This window comes from Pantoea sp. NGS-ED-1003 (assembly GCF_000738765.1).
GTDB lineage: Bacteria > Pseudomonadota > Gammaproteobacteria > Enterobacterales > Enterobacteriaceae > Pantoea > Pantoea septica.
The window spans coordinates 246,121-264,867 of the sequence record NZ_JPQA01000001.1 but is presented as its reverse complement, the minus strand read 5'-3'; the positions used below and the strand labels follow the sequence as shown (position 1 = coordinate 264,867).

Annotated in this window: 18 protein-coding genes; 7 read left to right on the top strand and 11 right to left on the bottom strand. The window is 60.8% G+C overall.

Annotation, left to right across the window (positions count from 1 at the left end):
• Positions 1-40 precede the first annotated feature (40 nt).
• A complete protein-coding gene (locus JS46_RS01210; RefSeq protein WP_152560653.1) occupies positions 41-1,432 on the top strand; it encodes an MFS transporter in 1,392 nt (463 codons plus the stop codon).
• Here JS46_RS01210 and JS46_RS01205 read toward each other — a convergent pair.
• Positions 1,420-2,325 carry a LysR substrate-binding domain-containing protein gene (locus JS46_RS01205; protein WP_033747010.1) on the bottom strand — a complete coding sequence of 302 codons (906 nt, stop codon included), beginning with the start codon at positions 2,323-2,325 and terminating at the stop codon, positions 1,420-1,422. The genes JS46_RS01210 and JS46_RS01205 overlap by 13 nt on opposite strands.
• Positions 2,326-2,443: 118 nt before the next feature.
• On the opposite strand from JS46_RS01205, the gene JS46_RS01200 reads away from it, so the two are divergent.
• A complete protein-coding gene (locus JS46_RS01200) occupies positions 2,444-2,737 on the top strand; it encodes a DUF1330 domain-containing protein (RefSeq protein WP_033747008.1) in 294 nt (97 codons plus the stop codon).
• Between the two features lie 38 nt (positions 2,738-2,775).
• Here JS46_RS01200 and JS46_RS01195 read toward each other — a convergent pair whose 3' ends face one another.
• The 4 genes from JS46_RS01195 to JS46_RS01180 form a co-directional block, all read right to left on the bottom strand.
• Entirely contained in the window at positions 2,776-5,856 is a 3,081-nt protein-coding gene (locus tag JS46_RS01195; RefSeq protein ID WP_033747006.1) for an efflux RND transporter permease subunit, read from the bottom strand.
• Positions 5,853-7,004 (bottom strand): efflux RND transporter periplasmic adaptor subunit, encoded by a 1,152-nt coding sequence (locus JS46_RS01190; RefSeq protein WP_033747003.1) that lies wholly within the window; start codon positions 7,002-7,004, stop codon positions 5,853-5,855. Before JS46_RS01190 ends, JS46_RS01195 begins: the two co-directional genes overlap by 4 nt.
• A 67-nt stretch (positions 7,005-7,071) precedes the next feature.
• Positions 7,072-8,256: a cell wall metabolism sensor histidine kinase WalK gene (locus tag JS46_RS01185; protein WP_033747001.1), complete on the bottom strand. Its 1,185-nt coding sequence runs from the start codon at positions 8,254-8,256 to the stop codon at positions 7,072-7,074.
• Positions 8,253-8,945: a response regulator transcription factor gene (locus JS46_RS01180; protein WP_033746998.1), complete on the bottom strand. Its 693-nt coding sequence runs from the start codon at positions 8,943-8,945 to the stop codon at positions 8,253-8,255. The genes JS46_RS01185 and JS46_RS01180 overlap by 4 nt, the downstream gene beginning before the upstream one ends.
• A 122-nt stretch (positions 8,946-9,067) precedes the next feature.
• Here JS46_RS01180 and JS46_RS01175 point away from each other — a divergent pair, with 122 nt between their 5' ends.
• The gene (locus JS46_RS01175; RefSeq protein WP_033746995.1) at positions 9,068-9,853 is read left to right on the top strand and encodes a MipA/OmpV family protein; all 786 of its coding nucleotides are present in this window, start codon (positions 9,068-9,070) and stop codon (positions 9,851-9,853) included.
• A 139-nt stretch (positions 9,854-9,992) separates the two neighbouring features.
• A complete protein-coding gene (locus JS46_RS01170) occupies positions 9,993-10,343 on the top strand; it encodes a helix-turn-helix domain-containing protein (RefSeq protein ID WP_033746992.1) in 351 nt (116 codons plus the stop codon).
• 13 nt (positions 10,344-10,356) lie between these two features.
• Here the strand turns inward: JS46_RS01170 and JS46_RS01165 are convergent, their stop codons facing one another.
• Positions 10,357-11,784, bottom strand: coding sequence for a trehalose-6-phosphate synthase (locus JS46_RS01165; RefSeq protein ID WP_033746990.1), 1,428 nt, complete (start codon positions 11,782-11,784; stop codon positions 10,357-10,359).
• Between the two features lie 210 nt (positions 11,785-11,994).
• Positions 11,995-12,390, bottom strand: coding sequence for a RidA family protein (locus tag JS46_RS01160; RefSeq protein WP_033746988.1), 396 nt, complete (start codon positions 12,388-12,390; stop codon positions 11,995-11,997).
• A gap of 139 nt (positions 12,391-12,529) precedes the next feature.
• On the opposite strand from JS46_RS01160, the gene JS46_RS01155 reads away from it, so the two are divergent.
• Positions 12,530-13,123 carry a TetR/AcrR family transcriptional regulator gene (locus JS46_RS01155; protein WP_033746985.1) on the top strand — a complete coding sequence of 198 codons (594 nt, stop codon included), beginning with the start codon at positions 12,530-12,532 and terminating at the stop codon, positions 13,121-13,123.
• Here the strand turns inward: JS46_RS01155 and JS46_RS01150 are convergent.
• The 4 genes from JS46_RS01150 to JS46_RS01135 form a co-directional block, all read right to left on the bottom strand.
• A complete protein-coding gene (locus JS46_RS01150) occupies positions 13,120-14,040 on the bottom strand; it encodes a nickel transporter (RefSeq protein ID WP_033747966.1) in 921 nt (306 codons plus the stop codon). The two genes, JS46_RS01155 and JS46_RS01150, sit on opposite strands and share 4 nt — an antisense overlap.
• Before the next feature lie 91 nt (positions 14,041-14,131).
• The gene (locus JS46_RS01145; RefSeq protein ID WP_369799128.1) at positions 14,132-14,395 is read right to left on the bottom strand and encodes a hypothetical protein; all 264 of its coding nucleotides are present in this window, start codon (positions 14,393-14,395) and stop codon (positions 14,132-14,134) included.
• Between the two features lie 148 nt (positions 14,396-14,543).
• Positions 14,544-14,825 carry a hypothetical protein gene (locus tag JS46_RS01140; RefSeq protein WP_033747964.1) on the bottom strand — a complete coding sequence of 94 codons (282 nt, stop codon included), beginning with the start codon at positions 14,823-14,825 and terminating at the stop codon, positions 14,544-14,546.
• Between the two features lie 157 nt (positions 14,826-14,982).
• Positions 14,983-15,930: a zinc-dependent alcohol dehydrogenase family protein gene (locus JS46_RS01135; protein ID WP_033746981.1), complete on the bottom strand. Its 948-nt coding sequence runs from the start codon at positions 15,928-15,930 to the stop codon at positions 14,983-14,985.
• Between the two features lie 312 nt (positions 15,931-16,242).
• Between JS46_RS01135 and JS46_RS01130 the strand changes: the two genes are divergently transcribed.
• Positions 16,243-17,016: a membrane protein gene (locus JS46_RS01130; protein WP_033746978.1), complete on the top strand. Its 774-nt coding sequence runs from the start codon at positions 16,243-16,245 to the stop codon at positions 17,014-17,016.
• A gap of 297 nt (positions 17,017-17,313) precedes the next feature.
• Entirely contained in the window at positions 17,314-18,516 is a 1,203-nt protein-coding gene (locus JS46_RS01125; protein WP_200879014.1) for an MFS transporter, read from the top strand.
• Positions 18,517-18,747 lie beyond the last annotated feature (231 nt).

Below are 18,747 nucleotides of genomic sequence, written 5' to 3'. Positions count from 1 at the left end.
ATAAATAAATAGAAAACACACCCTCTGTAAATAACAGGGCATGGTGAACGGCTTCGCCATGCCCAAAATCTGGAGACAGATTGCGATGGATATTTCCGTAAATAATGCAAAACCAGGGCGACGTCGTTATCTCACGCTGTTGATGATCTTTATTACCGTCGTGATCTGTTACGTCGACCGGGCTAATCTGGCCGTGGCTTCCGCGCATATTCAGCAGGAGTTCGGCATCACGAAAGCGGAGATGGGCTATGTCTTTTCCGCATTCGCCTGGCTTTATACCCTGTGCCAGATCCCCGGCGGCTGGTTTCTCGATCGCATTGGTTCGCGGCTGACCTATTTTATCGCCATTCTGGGCTGGTCGGTGGCGACCCTGCTGCAGGGCTTCGCCACCGGGCTGATATCGCTGATCGCCCTGCGTGCCGTAACCGGCATCTTCGAAGCGCCCGCCTTTCCCACCAATAACCGCATGGTCACCAGCTGGTTTCCGGAACAGGAGCGCGCCTCCGCGGTGGGTTTCTTCACCTCCGGGCAGTTTGTCGGCCTGGCTTTTCTGACGCCGCTGTTAATCTGGATTCAGGAGCTGCTGAGCTGGCACTGGGTCTTTATCGTCACCGGCGGTATCGGCATTATCTGGTCGCTGGTCTGGTTCAGGGTTTATCAGCCGCCGCGTCTTACCAAAGGTATCGGCAAAGCGGAGCTCGATTATATACAGCGCGGCGGCGGCCTGGTTGACGGCGATGCGCCCGCCACCCGCGAGGCGCGTCAGCCGCTGAGCAAACCCGACTGGAAGCTGGTGTTTCATCGCAAGCTGCTGGGCGTCTATCTGGGACAGTTCGCCGTGACCTCGACGCTGTGGTTTTTCCTGACCTGGTTCCCTAATTATCTGACACAGGAGAAAGGTATCACCGCGCTGAAAGCGGGCTTTATGACCACGGTGCCCTTTCTCGCCGCTTTTGTTGGCGTGCTGCTCTCCGGCTGGCTGGCGGACAGACTGGTGAAGAGAGGCTATTCGCTCGGCGCGGCGCGTAAAACGCCGATTATCTGCGGACTACTGATCTCCACCTGCATTATGGGCGCCAACTACACCAACGATCCCGTCTGGATTATGACGCTGATGGCGGTGGCCTTTTTCGGCAACGGCTTCGCCTCAATCACCTGGTCGCTGGTATCGTCGCTGGCGCCGATGCGTCTGATTGGCCTGACCGGCGGCGTGTTCAATTTCGTCGGCGGGCTGGGCGGCATAACCGTTCCGCTGGTGATTGGCTATCTGGCGCAGGATTACGGCTTTGGCCCGGCCCTGATCTATATCGCGGCGGTGGCCTTGATCGGCGCGCTCTCCTATATCCTGCTGGTAGGCGAGGTAAAACGCATCGCCGGGCCTGAAGAAAGCCGCAACGGTCTGCGTCCGCTGGAGACCCCTCAGTCAAAATAGGGTTTGAGCAGCGCCTCCGTCCAGTGCATAAAGGCTCTGACGCGTTGCGACAGGCTTCGGCGGTGCGCCACCACGAAAAAGGCGTTCAGCGGCGCGGGACGCAGATCGGGCAGCACCTCCACCAGCGCGCCGGCGGCGAGATGCGGCGCCAGCGCGGAGTAGCCCGCCTGGATGAGTCCCATCCCCGCCAGCCCGGCCTCGTGATAAGTCTGCACGCTGTTCACCTTCATCATGCCCGGCAGCATCAGCGTTTTATAGCCGTCGCCCGACGGATATTCCCATCCGTCGGGTTTCGCGCCGAAATGTCTCACGTAGTGCACCATGCTGTGTTGCTGAGTGACCAGCTCCTCGAGAGTGTGCGGCGTGCCGTAACGGGCGAGATAGGCCGGGCTTGCGGCATTGATCATGCGCAGCTTGCCTAAGGGCCGGGCAATCAGCGTCTCATCCGCGACGGGGCCAAGACGGATCACGCAGTCAAACCCCTCCTGCACCAGGTCGACGCGGCGATCGGTGCTGGAAAGCTCAATCTCCAGCGCCGGATGCGCCGCCATCAGCTGCGGCAAGGCCGGTATCACCACCGACTGCGCCAGCACGGTGGGCATATCGACGCGCAGCCGCCCACGCAGCGGCGCGCCCTGATTCGCGAACATCGACTGCAACTCTTCCGCCTCCGCCAGCAGGTCCCGCGCGCGGGAATAAAAGGCGCGGCCATCCTCGGTGAGCTGCACGCTGCGCGTGGTGCGGTGCAGCAGCGTGGCGCCGACCTCCGCCTCCAGTTCGCGTATCACCGCCGATACGCGTCCTTTCTGCATACCCAGGCTTTCCGCCGCGCGGGTAAAGCTTGTCATCTCCGCCACGCGCGCAAACACCATTAGCGCATCAAGATTCTTCATTGTTCACTTTTCCGGTAACAGCGCGTTCTTATTTCGACTGTTTATGCGCAGTTTAATAGTCAATAGAGTGGTTTTACACCCTGCTTTTAAACTCTGTTCATCAATGAAGGTACTTATCATGACGGCAAAAGGTTATTTAATCGCTCACGTCACCGTATCGGACGCCGCGGCCTACGCGGAATACGCCAGCGCAGCCGGCGAGGCGATGCGGGAATTCAGCCCGGAAATCGTCGCCTGGTCCGGACAATATGAAAATCTGGAAGGCGAGGTGCATGAGCGGCACGTGATTTTCGCATTCGCCTCTTTTGCCGAGGCGAAGCGCTTCTATGAAAGCCCGGCCTATCAGGCCGCACGAAAGCTGCGCGCAGGCGCGGCCACCGGCACCTTTGTGCTGGTCGAAGGCAGCGTCTGACGTCGTGCTGAAAAGCGGCCGCCTCGCTGGCGGCCGTGTCAGCTCGCTGAAGGATGCCTGTCGGACCAGCGCCTCGCCCTGATACGTGCTTCCGCCTGCATCACCAGGCTGAGCGCCGCCGGCAGCACCGTGAGCGTAACCAGCGTCGCTGCAATCAGCCCGCCGATAATCGCCAGCGCCATCGGGCCCCAGAAAATCTGATGCGAAACCGGGATCATGCCCAGAATGGCTGCGCTGGCGGTCAGCAGCACGGGACGCGCGCGGTGCAGGGCGGCGGCGGCAATAGCCTCGTTACAGGGGCGTCCCGCGCTTAGCTGGCTCTCCGCTTCGGTGATGAGTATCACCGCATTGCGGATAATCATGCCTGCCAGCGCGATAATGCCCAGCAGCGCCACAAACCCCATCGGCGTGCCGGTCGGCAGCATCGCCAGGACGATGCCCGGCAGGGCAAAAGGCGCCATCAGCAGCGCAAGCAGCATGCGGGAGAAGCGCTGAAGCTGGATCATCAGCAGCGTCAGCATGCAAAGCAGCGTGACCGGCAGCACGGCGAAAACCGATCCGTTGCCCTTGTTCGACTCGGCTACGGCACCCTCTTCGCTGATGCTGTAGCCTGGCGGCAGGCTGGCTCTGAATCTGTCGAGGATCGGGCCCAGGCCGGCCGACACCGCTTCGGCGCGCAGGCCGGGCGGCAGGTCGGTCTGCACGGTGATAAACGGCAGACGCTGGCGACGCCAGATTACCGGATCCTCCAGCGCCCACTGCGGCGTAGCGACCTGCGCCAGTGGGATTTTCACGCCCGTCAGCGCCGTTATCATCAGTGCCTGGAGGCTGCTGAGATCGTTTCTCTCCGCCGCGTTGCCCTGCAACACCACGTCAACCAGCCGGCCATTATCGCGCACGCGAGTAATGGTCGCGCCAGACCAGATGGTGTTGAGATAGCTGGCGATCTGCTCTGAGGAGAGCCCTACCGCGCGCGCGGCCGTCTGGTTAACCTTCAGGGTCACCACCCGCTCAGGCTCGCCTGCCGTCTGATTTACCTCACGCGTCAGAGAGGAGCGGCCGAGCGCGGCGGCAAGCCGTTCCGCCAGCGCCTGAACGCGTCCGTCATCCGGCCCGCTGACGCGATAACGCACCGGCCAGCCGACCGGCGGCCCCAGCTCAAGGGGCGACACGCGGGTAGTGATATCGCTGAATTCCCGGGCGAGCAGCGCGGCGAGATAGCGCTGAAGCCGCGCCCGTGCCGCCAGGTCTTTCGCCACCACCACCAGCTGGGCGGTGTTTTCATCCTCCAGCAGAACATCCATCGGCAGATAAAAGCGCACCGCCCCGCTTCCGACGTAAGCGGAGTAGCGATCGATATCGCGGCTGGCCGACAGCGCGCGCTCCAGCCGCTGGGTCTGACGCAGCGTCGCCGCCTGCGAGGCGTTCGCCGGCAGCGCCAGGCTGACCAGCAGTTCAGGCCGATCAGAGGCCGGAAAAAATTCGCCCTGCATAAAAGTGGCGCCCACGCCCGCCAGCAACAACGCGGCGAGAGCGAGAGCAAGGGTGATAAGCCGATGCCGGAGAATGCGCTCAAGCAGACGACGATAGCGCGCGCTCAGCCCGCGATGGCCTGACGCCTGCGGCGGCAGTCGGGCCGGCAGCAGCCAGCTGCCGGTCAACGGCGAGAAGAGCACCGCCACGATCCACGAACAGATCAGCGCGATAAGCACCACCGCAAACAGGGTGTAGCAGTATTCGCCGGCGCTCGAGGCTGCAAAGCCAACCGGAATGAAACCCGCGATAGTGACCAGCGTGCCGGTCAGCATCGGCCAGGCCGTCGCGCTAAAGGTCCCGATCGCAGCGTCGGCGCGCGACTCGCCCGCTTCGAGGCGCGCCACCATGGTTTCCACCGCGATCATGGCGTCATCGACCAGCAGACCCAGCGCGATAATCAGCGCGCCGAGCGAGATGCGCTGCAGTCCGATACCGGCCAGATGCATACAGGCAAAGGTCATTGCCAGCACCAGTGGAATGGCAGCCGCTACCACCAGGCCGGCCCGCATTCCCAGCGAAACAAAGGAGACGGCCAGCACGATAAGCACCGCTTCGGCGAGCACGCGGAGAAATCCGCTAACCGCCTGTTTCACCACCGCCGACTGATCGGCAACCTGGGTCATCTCTATGCCGTGCGGCAGCTGCGCGCCCTCCTGACGCATGCGCGCGCGCAGCGCCTGGCCGAACGCCAGCATGTTTCCGGTGGGCGCCATGGAAATGGCCAGGCCGATTGCCGGCTGGCCGTTGATGCGAAACAGCGGAGCCGGAGGCTCCGCCACCCGGCGCGTCACCGTGGCGATATCGGTAAGCGGCACATAGCGCCCGTTGAGGCGCAGCGTCACCGCGCGCAGGCTCGCTTCATCGCGGAAGGCGCCGCTGACGCGCAGGGCGATATTATCTTCCGCTGTGCGCACCGTCCCTGCTGGCGCCACCACATTCTGCGCGCGCAGGGCGTCCGCAACCTGCTGTAGATCCAGCCCCATTGATGCGAGCTGGCGCGGTGAAAAGGCGATCACCAGCTGTTCCTGCTGCTCGCCCAGCAGCTGCACTTTGCCTGTGTCGGGCAGGCTCATCAGGTCGCGGCGGATCGCCTCGACGCGGTCGCGCACTTCTCGCAGGCTAAAGCCGTCGCTGGTGAAGCCGTAAATTGTGCCGAACGTATCCTCGAACTCATCGTTGACGGCGGGACCCTGCACGCCCTGCGGTAACGCGGGCGCGACGTCCTGCATCGCTTTTCGTACCTGATACCAGATATCGGCAACCCGCGCCGGCGGCGTCTCATCGCGCAGATTAACGAAGATCACGCTGCGTCCGGCGCGCGTTTCGCTCTGAACGTAGTCGAGCATGGGGATCGCCTGCAGCTTTTTCTCTAGCGGATCGGTGAGCAGATGAACCGTGTCGTCAAGCGTCGCGCCGGGCCACTGTGCGGAGACCACCGCCGTTTTAATGGTAAAGGCGGGATCTTCGTTGCGCGCAAGCTGCTGGTAGCTGACGACGCCGGCGGCCACGATCAGCAGCATCAGAAACGCCACCAGCTGCTGGCGGCGCAGCGCCCAGGCGGAAAGATTGAAGGCGGGCGTCATAAAGATATTCCTTCTGTCTGCGTCACCCGCTCGCCGTCGCGCAGGGTTCTGACTCCAGCCGTCACGACTCGCTCGCCCGGCGCAATGCCAGCGCGAATCAGCACCGACTCAGACGCATAGCCGGCGATGCGCACGGCGCGACGGCGGACCAGGCTGCGAAGCGGATCCAGCACGAACACCGCCGGCTCTCCCGCCAGCCGCGTCAGCGCGGCGGCCGGCAGCCTTATCAGCGGCTCGCCCTCACCTGCTGGCAGCGCGATCGTGGCGCTTGCGCCCAGTACCATGTCCGACGGCGGGTTATCCAGCGTGACGCGTACCCGCCAGCTGCGCGTTTGGGCATCGGCCTGCGGACTGACATCGCGCAAATGGCCGGTGGTAACGACGGCAGGATTACGCAGCAGCGCGACCTGAAAAACCGCGCCGGGCCGTCGGGAAACGCTGTCGGGCGCGGCGACGTCAAATACCACGTCCCGACGGCTACCGAAGGCGACGCTATAAACCGCCTCTCCGGCGCTGATGACCTGACCTGCCGAGGCGCTGACGCCGATCACTATTCCATCATCGGGCGCGGTCAGCGCGCGCCAGCGTAGGTTTCCCTGCGCATTTTTTAGCGCCGCCTCGCTGCTCTGCAGCCGCGACAGCGCGGCCTGCCAGTCCGCCGCAGCGGTATCGAGCTGCGCCCGCGCAACGGCGCCGGACGGCATCAGCAGCCGCATGCGATGCAGCGTAAGCGCGGCGACTTTTTCGGCTGCGCGGCTGCTGTCGAGGTCCGCCTGCGCGCGGGTCATCTGGCTAAGGGCCAGCGGGCTGTCGAGCGTGGCCAGGGGGTCGCCGCGCCGAAATCGCGCGCCCGGTTCAGCGCTGCGCGTCAGGATCCTGCCCTCAAGCCTGAAGCTCAGCGTGGTCTCATCGTGAGCGCGTATGTCGCCGGTCAGGAGAGGCGCCGTGACGGCGGCAGGCGCGACCGTCACGCATTTAACCGGGCGCGGGGGCGGCGGCGCGCTGGCTGGCCGCTGCCGATCGCAGCCGGTCAGCATGGCGACCATCAGCATCAGGCCCGGCAGCAGCGGCGGCAGCCAGTTGAGATGGCGGGTAACGAGCAAATGCCCGGCGCCCTGCTCGATCAGGGCGGTAAGTTCATCAGACATGGCGCAGTTCCTTAGTAACGTTTGCGCCATTACACCGCTTAATTATCGAGATTCTTGCGGTGAACCATCAAGAGTGTGTCAAGAGACGTTCGGGCAGCAGAATGCGCATCCGCAGCCCGCCTTCAGGCGGAAGCGACGCCGCGATGGCGCCGCCGTGCGCCTGGCAGATCGCCTGTGCGATAGAGAGGCCCAGCCCGCTGCCTCCGGAGTGACGCGCCCGCGACGCCTCGCCGCGCGTAAAGCGCTCAAACATGATCGGCAAAAAGGCGGGCGGCACGCCGGGGCCGCTATCCTGAACGCTGATTTCATATCCCTCATCGCAGCGGCGGGCGCTGAGCATTATCCTGCCGCCGGAGCCAGCATAGCGCAGCGCATTTTCCAGCAGGATGGTCAATACCTGTCCCAGCCGAAACGGATCGATATTCAGCATCGCGTTCTCCGTTACCCCCGTCTCCGCGCGCATGCCCGCCGCATCAAGCTGCGGCCTAATCCACAGCAGGCGCTCGCGCAGCAGATCTGCTGGATTACAGGGTTTCGTGTCCAGGCTGAGCTGCCCCGCATCGGCCAGCGAAAGCAGATGCAACTCATCAATCAGCCTGCGCAGACAGCTTAACTGCTCCATAATCAGCCCATGCTGCCGTCGATCCGCCGTGAATACGCCGTCGATCAGCGCCTGCAGCCGCACCATCGCCGCCGTCAGAGGCGAGCGCAGCTCATGCGCCATAGCGACGTGAGAGGCGCGCAGCTCTTTGTCATAGCGCGCCAGCTGTCGCGTCATGGCGTTAAAGTTCTGCGCCAGATGCGCCAGCTCCGCCGGCGCGCCCGGCGTGAGCGCGGCCTGCGCGCCGAAATCCCCCTCCGTTACGCTCTCCGCGGCGCGTCTGAGCTGGCTGAACTGCGCCGAAAGCGGCCGGGCGTGACGCAGGCCAAAATAGGCGATAAACGGAATGGTCACCAGCACCAGAATGCCGACGGTGATCCAGTCGGCCGAGGCGATAGAGGGATCGGAATAGCGAATGCCCCACCAGCTATCGACAATCTGGTGAAAGCGAGCGGGATCGATTTGCGGATTCTCACGCAGGATCAAAAAGGTTTTCAGCACATCAGGCGGCATATGCCAGGTGATCCAGAGATACTGCGCCGTGAAGCGCAGCCACATGCACAGCGCGATGAGCACCACGGTGCCGATCGCCAGGGTGAGAATGCGTACGCAGAGCCAGCGCCACAGGGTTTGCGGATACGTTTTTTTCATGGCTGCCGGAACCGGTAGCCGATGCCGCGCACGTTCAGCAGCACCTCCGCGATGCCCGCCGCCTCCAGCTTGCGCCGCAGGTTATAGATGTGCGTATCCACGACGCGCTCCAGCGCGTCGCTTTCGGGCAGGCACTGCTCAAGCAGATACTGGCGGCTCAGCGCGCGCACCGGCGCGCGCATCAGGGTGGCCAGCAAGGAAAATTCTGTCGGGGTGATATCGAGGCTGGCCACGCCCTCTCCTCGCTCCACCGTCACCGTCATGGCCGCGGTATTGACCTCCAGCGCGCCCCATCGCAGCACCTCTTCCGCTGGCGGCTTAGGGTGGCTGCGTCGTAATACCGCCTGCACGCGCGCCACCACCTCGCCGGGATGATAAGGCTTGACCACGTAGTCATCCGCTCCGTAGCGCAGCGCGCCGATGCGATCCGGCGTATCGCCCATCGCCGTGACCATAATAACCGGCACATCGCTGCCGCGTCGGATCTTTGCCAGCACCTCTGTGCCGTTCAGGCCAGGCAGCATAACGTCGAGCAGCACCAGATCGGGCCGCCAGCGCTCGGCCTGCTCCAGCCCGGACACGCCGTCCGCCGCCACTCTGACCAGATAGTTTTCCCGGCGCAGATAGGCTTCCAGCACCTCCGCCACGCTGGCGTCGTCTTCGATAATCAGAATCTTTTTGTTCTGCATGGCTCACCTTGACACTTTCTTCATAAATCCCTGGCCGTTTATTGACACGTCCGCCGGATAGTTGCGGCTGGCGGTACGATCGCCCGTCACAGGGCGGAGAAAACGGATGACGAGGAGAGATGATGATAACCAGAAATACGACGCTGTACATGGCCGGACTGGCACTGCTCGCCAGCGCCGCGGCGGCGCGCGCTGATGACGGCGAGACGCAGGACGGCGTCATGGTCGGCCTGGGCGCGCAGTCTGCCCCGCGCTACAGCGGCTCCGATAAGATGCGGCTGCAGCCGGTGCCGATTTTTCAGGCAAGGCGCGGCGCTTTTTTTGCCGATGCCCAGAAAGGCGTCGGCTACGATCTGCAGAGCGACGGCGGCTTCTACCTTGAGCATACGCTGGGCTACAGCCTGGGCCGCGCCGATAAAGACGCCGACTGGCGCGACGGCGCCGACAGGCTCAAAGGTATGGGCAACATCGACGCCAGCGTCAATACTGCGCTGGCGCTGGGCTGGCAGGTCACGCCCTGGCTTAGCGCTGAGGGCAAGGCGGTGCTGCCGCTCAGCGACGATCAAGGGGTCAATTATCAGGCGTCGCTGACGCTGGTGCCGCTGCAATCCACGCGCGATACCCTGGCGCTGCAGTCGGCGGCGCTGTTCGGCGATGCGCGCTATATGAACAGCTGGTATGGCGTCAGCGCCGCGCAAAGCCGCCGCGCCGGTTTTGAACGCTATCGCGCGCCCGGCGGATTTTATGGGGTGCAAACCACGCTCAGCTGGAGTCATCAGTTTGATGCCAACTGGGGAAGCCTGGCCAGCGCAGGCTACAGCTGGCTCGGCGATCGTGCGGCGGAGAGTCCGGTGGTTTTCCGCCGCGGCGAAGGCGTGGGCACGATCGCCATCACCTACAGCTTTTGACGATGTATTCAACAAAGGACCTGCTCACGCTTGTCGCCGTCTATTTAGCGTGCGTAGCGATCTATCTGCTAGCCTGGGCGATCTATCTCTTTTGATATCGCAGCAGACGCTGGCTGAAGCCTCAAAAGGGAATCTCTCTATGTTGCCAGAACAGCAGATGTACGCCGACCTTGCGCGCTGGATAGGGGAAAATGTTGCTCATCGCCTCCTCCTTCGGGATATTGCCGCCCGGTTTGGCTATTCGCAGTGGTATTTAAACCGGCGCTTTCTTCTTTATCACGGCATCAGCCTCGGCGCGTTTATTCGTCTGGAACGCATGAAAGCGATCGCCAGCGAACTGATAACCAGCGATCGCCGTATTGCCGATATTGCCGTCAGCTATCAGTTTGAGTCGCAGCAGACGCTTACCCGGGCGTTTAGCCGTCAATACGGCATGCCTCCCGGCCTGTACCGGCGCACGATGCGGGCGGCGCGCCTGCGGCAAGATTAGCAGGCGATGTCTGCTAGTAGCGGATGCGTCCGTTTGGCGCCGTAACGTAGAGGCTGTGCTCCGGCGAGGCCTGGCGGTCATTGCCCTCCGCCTCGTTCAGGCTGGCGAGCAGGCTGTCGGCCCACCAGTGGCAGTCGAGGCGCCGGATGCCTTTCATCAGTCTGGCGTGCCGGTTCTGACGCTCTTTTGGCGGCAGCCGCAGCGCGGTATGGATAGCGTCGGCAATGGCGTCGGGATCGTATGGATTGACGACAATCGCGCCGTCCATGTGCTCCGAGGCGCCCGCGAACTGCGACAGAATCAGCACGCCGGGATTGGCGCGGTCCTGCAGCGCCACATACATTTTCGCCATCAGGCTCATGCCGGCCATCAGCGGCGTCACCAGCGCGACGCGCGATGCACGGTAGATGCCCGCCTGCTCTTCCCGGCTGTAGGCGTGCGTCAGACAGCTAACTGGATACCAGCCTAGCATGCCGTGCGCGCCGTTCATTTCGCCGCACCGGCTTTCCAGATCCTGAGCGACCTCTCTGACCCGCGGAAGATGCCCGGCGGCCTTTGAGGCGAGCTGCAGCAGGCGAATCGATCCTTCATGCTCGGGATGGGCGCGCAGCAGCACCTCCATGGCGCTGAGGCGATACGGCAGCCCGGCGCTGCTATCCAGATGGCCGCCGCTAAGCACGGTATGTTCCGGCAGCGTGTCGCGGCACTGCTGCTCCATCAGGCGACAGCTGTTGCTCTCTTTTAGATATTCCACATCCTCCAGGTCGATCCCCACCGGAAAGACGCCGGTCGTAATGATGCGGCCATGGACGCGTACGCGAGTGGCGCTAAGACGCTCGGTGCGGTATTCGCTTTCGATCCACAGCAGGAAGTTATTCATGTCCTGAAGGGTCTGAAAGCCGATCAGATCGCTGCACAGCAGCGACTCGGCCAGCCACTGCCAGTCTGGAATCGCCTCGAATCCCTGTCCCGCAGGAAACGGCTGATGAAAGAAAAATGCGATGCGGTTGAGCAGCCCCGCCTCGCGCAGCAGTTTTATGCAGGGAATCAGATGATAGTCCTGAATCCAGAGCCGATCGTCCGGCATCGCATACTCCGCGATCGCCCGGGCGTAGGCTTCGTTGATTTTCTGGTAGTGATGCCGGCTGTGGTGGGTAAAGCGCGCCAGATCGGGGCGCTGATGAAAAACGGGCCACAGCCCCTGATGCACGTAGCCGTGGTAGCCGGCATCCGACTCTTCCTGCGTCAGCGGAAACGTCAGGGTGTCGAACTTATTTCCGTGGCGGAATGAAAGCGTGCGCAGCGTGTCGGGCGCGATCGCTTCGCATTTCCCGTTCCAGCTAACCCATAGTCCGCCGCGGCGCGACAGGATAGTTTCATACAGCGCCGAGAGCGTGGCGTGCTGAGAGTAGTTATGTGAAACCAGAATTAAGCCTGACATGGAAGGATCCTGTAGTGCCTCCAGATTATTACCGGACGGCGAGCGTGAACTGGACAGATTAAAGGGAAGCGCGGACAGGTCAGGTTGAGGTATGTCATCAGGTTGATTCTCCTTAAGCAGGTGCTGCAGGAGATTCAACCATGGGGCGTATAAAAATTTTGTATTAATGGGACGCGCGCAAATAAAAATGGAGTAAAGGCGTCGCCCTGTTTACTGGGCGGGGATGCGGGCAATCACCTTGATTTCAAAATCGAAGCCTGCCAGCCAGTTGACGCCAACGGCCGTCCAGTTCGGGTAAGGCGGTTCGGGGAATACGGCGTGTTTGACCTGCATAATGGTCGGGAACTGCTTTTCCGGATCGGTATGAAAGGTAGTGACGTCAATCAGATCGTTAAAGGTACATCCGGCGGCGGCCAGCGTCGCCCGGAGGTTGTCGAAAGCAAGCGCTACCTGCGCGGCGAAATCGGGCTCCGGCGTTCCGTCGGCGCGACTGCCGACCTGGCCTGAGACAAACAGCAAATCGCCGGAGCGGATGGCGGCGGAATAGCCATGCTCTTCATAGAGCGCGTGGCGGTTAGCCGGGAAAACGGGTTGAGGCTGGTTCATGGTATTTCCTTCTGTGAGGTCATGAAGCGGGATGCGCAGCCGGCATAAAACATTTAATATACGCGGCGTATGTCACATTAATCACACATACGCGCCGTATGTCAACTCAGATACGCTACGTATGTGAAAAGGAGTCGCTATGGCTGTGAAACGCCGCGCCGAAACCATGGAGGCAAACCGCGCCAGGCTGATTGCCGCCGCGCGAAAAGCTTTTGCGGAAAAGGGCTTTGCCGCCGCATCGATGGATGAGCTGACCGCCAGCGTTAATCTGACGCGCGGCGCGCTGTACCATAATTTCGGCGATAAAAAGGGGTTACTGGCCGCCGTCGTCACCCAGATAGATAGCGAGATGGCGCAGCGCGCCAGGGATGCCGCGGTGGATGCTGGAGATGAGTGGGAAAAGCTGCTGGCGGAAGGGGTCGCCTACATCAAGATGGCGCTGGATGAGGAAGTGCGGCGCATCGTGCTGCTGGACGGCCCCGCTTTCTTAGGCAATCCGGCCCAGTGGCCAAGCCAGAACAGCTGCCTTGAATCCACCCGCCAGCGCATTGCCGAGATGCTGGAACGCGGCGTGATTAAAACGGTAGACCCGGACGCAACCGCCTGCCTGCTGAATAGCGCTGCGCTCAATGCCGCCCAGTGGATTGCCGCCAGCGACGATCCGCAGCGAGCGCTGCCGAAAGTCGTTCAGGTGTTCACGCTGCTGGTGAACGGGTTGCGCCAGACGGCCTAGCAGCCTGCCGTGATAAAATCGCCGTTCGCACTGATCGGGATCACGGTGGAAAACAGCACCGCCGCAAAAAGGATAAGCGCCATTCCGCCCGCGACTATCGCCACTCTGCCGAGCGTGGCCGCGTAGCGCATTATCACGGGTTGGTTTGCGGCAAGCATCCACTCTCTGAAGTGATGCACCCAGGTGGCCAGGATGATAATCGACACCGCCGTGCCCAGCGACATCGCCATCACCGCCGCCACGCCCCAGCTGAACATGCCTACGGCGTTGGCAAAGACCAGAATCATCAGCGCCCCGCTACAGGGACGGATGCCGATACCGGCAATAACCCAGGCCGCATTGCGCCAGCCGCCGGTCAGATCTGCGGCGTTTGGCTGATGCTGATGTCCGCAGCCGCAGGCCGCATCATGCTGATGGCGTGACGCTCTGGCACCGAAGAGTCGCAGGCGATCGCGACCGATCGCCCGTCCGATAAGCGCGATACCAAAGCCCGCGATAAGCAATGCGCTCGCTTTTTCCATCCAGAAGCGGCTTACGCTGAGATCGCCCATAGAGAGATTCAGCGAGATGGCGAGAATAAGGACAAACAGAACCGCGACGAGGCCCTGCATCAGGCTGCCTGCCAGCGTAATCAGGCGGCTGGCGTTGAGTTTTTCCCGGTGCGTAGCCAGCCAGGTGGTAATGACAAACTTGCCGTGGCCGGGACCGACCGAATGCAGAAACCCGTAGGTAAAGCTGCCTGCTATCAGCATCAGTCCGCCTTTGATGTGATGGTCGCGCTGCAGAAGCAGGTACTGCACCAGATAGCGATGCAGTGAAATTTGCAGGGTAAGACAATACTGCACAAACTCGCCCCAGTGCCGGGCGAAAAGAGAGAGCAGCGCCACGCCCGCTAGCGCGCTAAAGCTCATTAGCATGATCAGTGAGGCGGCGCTGCGGCGATCGTTTTTCAATAGACTATCCTGGCAGGTTTATCGCACGGCGTAGCGCCGGGTACCTGAAGTTCGGTCAGGCACCATGACTGTTACGCCACTCATCGACCATTTCCTGGGTTATTTCTTTTTTATAACATACTGGCGCATAGCCGCCCTGTTTACTCCAGGCGCTTCGCCTACCGCAACTGCTGCCATTGCGCGCTGAGTTAAAGGGACACGCGCATACGCCCGGGTAAGAGGCGATGGAGTCTTCAATAATCAGCTGACGGACCTGATCGTCGGTCTGCTGCGGCGACTGCGCCGCCGAAGCCCGTATCCAGAGCAAACTGATGGCCATGACAAGCGAAACAGCGATGGTGCGTGTATCCATAATTTCCCCCTTGAGATAAGAGGGACAGACTACCCCAGCACGGCAGCTGGCAATGGTGCGAAAAAAACCCCGTTTATGCGCTTTTTTTGCGCTGAGAGAGACGGCGCTATGCCGGTCAGCTTTTACTCAGCGTGTAATTAAACACGCGGCCATTTTTGGTTTGCACGGTAAGCGTTTTGCCTGCCGTCGTATCAAGCGTTCTCGCTTCGCTGTAGTTCCACATCAGCAGCTGCTGCCCGTTGGGATAAGGCGTTTCCGTATCGGGCGGGCCGAACATCGCGATAAGCTCGGCGCGGGTGGTCGCTCCCACGCGTATTTTCTGAATGCTCGCCGTATCAAAATTTCGCCCCGTGGAGCTGGAGCAGGCTATCAGCGCCAGCATTAAAACGGCGGCCATGAAAGCTTTCACTTTTTTTTCCTGCTGTTAAAGGAAACAGTATTGTAGCGGAACTCGTCGGCCTCGGGTCGCTTTATGTTCAAAGAGCTTGTCTGGTCTCTGACGTGCAGGTTGCGCTATGCCAGACGCATGGCGCAATCTGCGGGGGAAATCCCGTTTAAGGGTCCAGCTTAATAAGCGGTTTAGCCGACCTTCCCGCTGTGCGGTAAGCCCCTATGGCGGCTTTCCACTCCTCAACGGCAAATATCTGCACGTCGTGAGTATGACTTTCAGCGAGCAGCGGCCACAGCGCTCTGAACATCTGCTGCCAGCCGTCTGTGCCCGCTGCCGCAAGATAATGCCGCACATGAAACCAGTGAATCTTCGGCAGGTGATGTTTAGCGCGGAACACCTCGCCGGAGAGAAGACCATAGCTGATAAACAGCGCGGTCAGCGGCATCAGCTCAAGGAGCGTTTCTGCCAGCCTGCCGCCGGTGGCATCGTAAACGACCCCAGCGCGCGCGGCATAATAGCCGATGGCCTCACTCTCCTGCTCCTGAACCGGCGTAATGCCGCACTGTTCAAGCTTCAGCGCATGCACTGGCGAGCGGTGAATGCCCGTCACTGAGCGCGCGCCGGCGCGGAGCGCCCACTGGCCTAGCAGCATGGCGCACTCACTCCCGGCCGCTGTCAGCAGGATATCTTTACCTGCCGGTGAAAAGTGCTCGAGCATCAGCTTTGCGGCAAGAGGGTTGATATAACCTCGCGCAGCCAGCCTGTCGTCAATATTATCGGGGACGGGAATGGCAAGCGCGGCGGGAATATCTACCTGACTCTGCCAGGTGCCTTCGCCTCGCAGAGCAAGTACCCGTCGCCCCATTAAATGACGGTATGCTGCCGGCGCGTCTGTGACCACGCCCATACCCTCGTAGCCGGCAACCTGCGGCAGCGTGATACGGTGCTGATAGGCGCCCGTCATCGGGATGAGGTCGGAAGCGTTAACCGGTGAGTAGTGCATCGTTACCCTGATCGCGTCGGCAGCAAGCTCGCCTTTTTCTCCCGCCTCCAGATGCAATACCTCTTCCGGCTGGCCGAAACGTCGGTAAGCCAGGGCTCGGTTTGTCATCTTTCCCCCTTGTCGTTCAGAACGTCCATTTACTCTCTCAGGAGAGGCATAGTGATGCTGAGCGCCTGCGTTATCAACCCTTGAACGCACCGTTGCTTACGGATAATGCAGCCGTTAAGGATTCGCTGTCCCTGCGTCCAGTCGACGCGGCTGGCGGAAACGGCAGACATCTCTGTTTGACCGCCCTAAAACAGCTTCTGCTTACCTCATAATTTCGCTTAAACATTCATAGCGCTTAATCTTCGCTTAAGAATAATCTTATAAAGTGGCCACTGTATTAGCCCAATTCGGGCTTTTCCGGAGCCTACCCTCATGCAAAATAAGATCGCAGATTCTCAATCCCTCAGCAAAGTACCTGCCGTTACTCTGGCCTTCTGGTTAACTAAAATCGCGGCAACCACGCTGGGTGAAACTGGCGGCGATGCGGTGACCATGTCGATGAATCTGGGCTACCTGACCGGTACGCTGATTTTCGCCATTATCTTTTTAGTCGCTGTCGTGGTGCAGATTAAACGTGACAGCTTTAATAAGTGGATCTACTGGTTTACCGTGGTTGCCACCACCACCGTCGGCACCACGCTGGCGGACTTTGCCGATCGCTCGCTGGGGATAGGCTATCTGGGCGGCACCCTGCTGCTGAGCACGCTGCTGGTTCTCTCGCTGTTTATCTGGCGCATTACCTGCGGCACTATCGCCGTGAATTCCGTCAACAACGGCGTGACCGAGTGCTTTTACTGGGTCACCATTATGTTCTCGCAAACCTTGGGCACGGCGTTGGGCGACTGGACCGCAGACAGTGAAGGACTGGGCTACGACGGCGGGATCCTGCTGTTTGTCGGCGCGCTGGCCGTTATCTGGGCCGCCAGCCGCTTTACCGCGCTTTCGCGTACCGCGCTGTTCTGGGCCGCCTTTATCCTGACCCGACCGCTGGGCGCGGTGGTGGGCGACTTCCTGGATAAGCCCGTCGCATCGGGCGGCCTTGCGCTGAGCCGCTATAGCGCCTCGCTGACGCTGGCGCTGATTATCATTGCGTTTCTCTGGCTGTTGCCGCAGCGTGCGGCGATGAAGACCGCGACGGCGAGTTAATAGCACAGCGCCAACGGCAGCCTGGCTGACAATATTTATCGCGATGAGATTATTTTAAAGCCGCCAGCGATGGCGGCTTTTGTATTATCTGGGGGGATGGAAAAATCGCGCGGCTCATACGCCGAGGGCGGAGCAGGCTATTATTGAACATCCGGATTATATGGCTCGCATCATTGGAGAAATTCCTCTGCCGCGCCTCCCCTCGCCTCAGTGGTGATCGGGCAATGCAGTCCGGCAGTGGGATTTCTGAGCCATAAGACAGGGGAATGAGCCCGTAACGGATGAAATGGAGGTTGAGTGAAGATCAATAGCCCTGAGAATATCGACACGTCAGAAAAGTCAGTTTTAAACCGCATGCTTATCCTGCTGTTTGCCATTACTGGCGGGATGGCGGTCGGTAATCTCTACTGGGCACAGCCGCTGCTGAATGATATCGCCCTCTCATTTGGCGCTCAGCCAGACTCAGCAAGTATGCTAATCACCTTCACCCAGTTAGGTTATGCCACTGGCATTTTGCTGCTGGTGCCGCTGGGTGACATCCGGAATCGCCGCAGGCTTATTCCTGCCATCCTGTTTCTCTCAGCGCTTTCTCTGTGTCTGACAGCGGTCGCGCCCTCTATGCCATTACTGATGGCGGCGATGGCGCTGACAGGGCTGACGACCGTTGCTGGCCAGCTTTTGACGCCGTTTGCCGGCGATCTGGCGAGCCCGCCGCAGTTAGGAAAAGTGTTGGGCACTATCATTTCCGGGATGCTTATCGGCATTCTCTTGTCCAGAACCGTCAGCGGAGTAATTGCCGATTTGCTCGGCTGGCGTGCGGTCTATTTTATCGCTGCGGGCGGCGCTTTCATCCTGGCGTTTCTGATGCTGCGTATGCTTCCAGCCGATATTCCTCGCCAGCATCTCAGTTACAGTGCATTAATGCGCTCGCTGCTGTCGGTGATAGCGGAAAGCGCCACGGTGCGTATCACCCTGCTTATCGCCGCCTGCGGCTTTCTGGTTTTCACGATGTTCTGGACCAGCCTGACGTTTCTGTTAAGTGCTGCACCCTACTCTTATACGGTCAGCCAGATCGGCCTGACGGGGCTGGCAGGACTGGCCGGCGCGCTGATGGCCAGACGGGCAGGCATTCTGCATGATCGGGGTCACTCGGTGGCGGCGACTGGCATGGCGCTGTTACTGGCCTTGGTGGCTATCGGCGTGGCCGCGTGGGGCCGCAATAGCATCTGGTTGATCATCCTGGCGATTATCCTGATCGATATCGCCGTACAGACGTTGAACGTGTTGCATCAGACACGCATCATTTCAATTAATCCGGCGATGCGTAGTCGCCTGAGCACCATCTTTGTCGTCTCTAACTTTATCGGCGCGGCGATAGGATCAGCGCTGGCGGGCATACTGTGGCACGCTGGCGGCTGGAGCGCGGTCATGATCGGCGCGGCGGGATTTCTGGCGCTGGGGATCTGGTTTATGAATCGAGATAGCCTTAAGCTCACATAACGGAGACTGTAACAGTGAAGTACGCTAACGCCGCGGTGCCTTTGCTGGCTCATAGAAACGCGGAGATCAAGATTCTGACTGAATCAAAAGGCTAATCTGTACCCCTGGTAAGAAGCGCTGCTGATTAGGCACTACGGGCAGAGAGCCATACTGCGATACAGTGAGGTACAGCTGAATTGACTCTTACTGCCCGCTTTACCACAGAAAAACCATAAGGAAAGAAGAACGCAA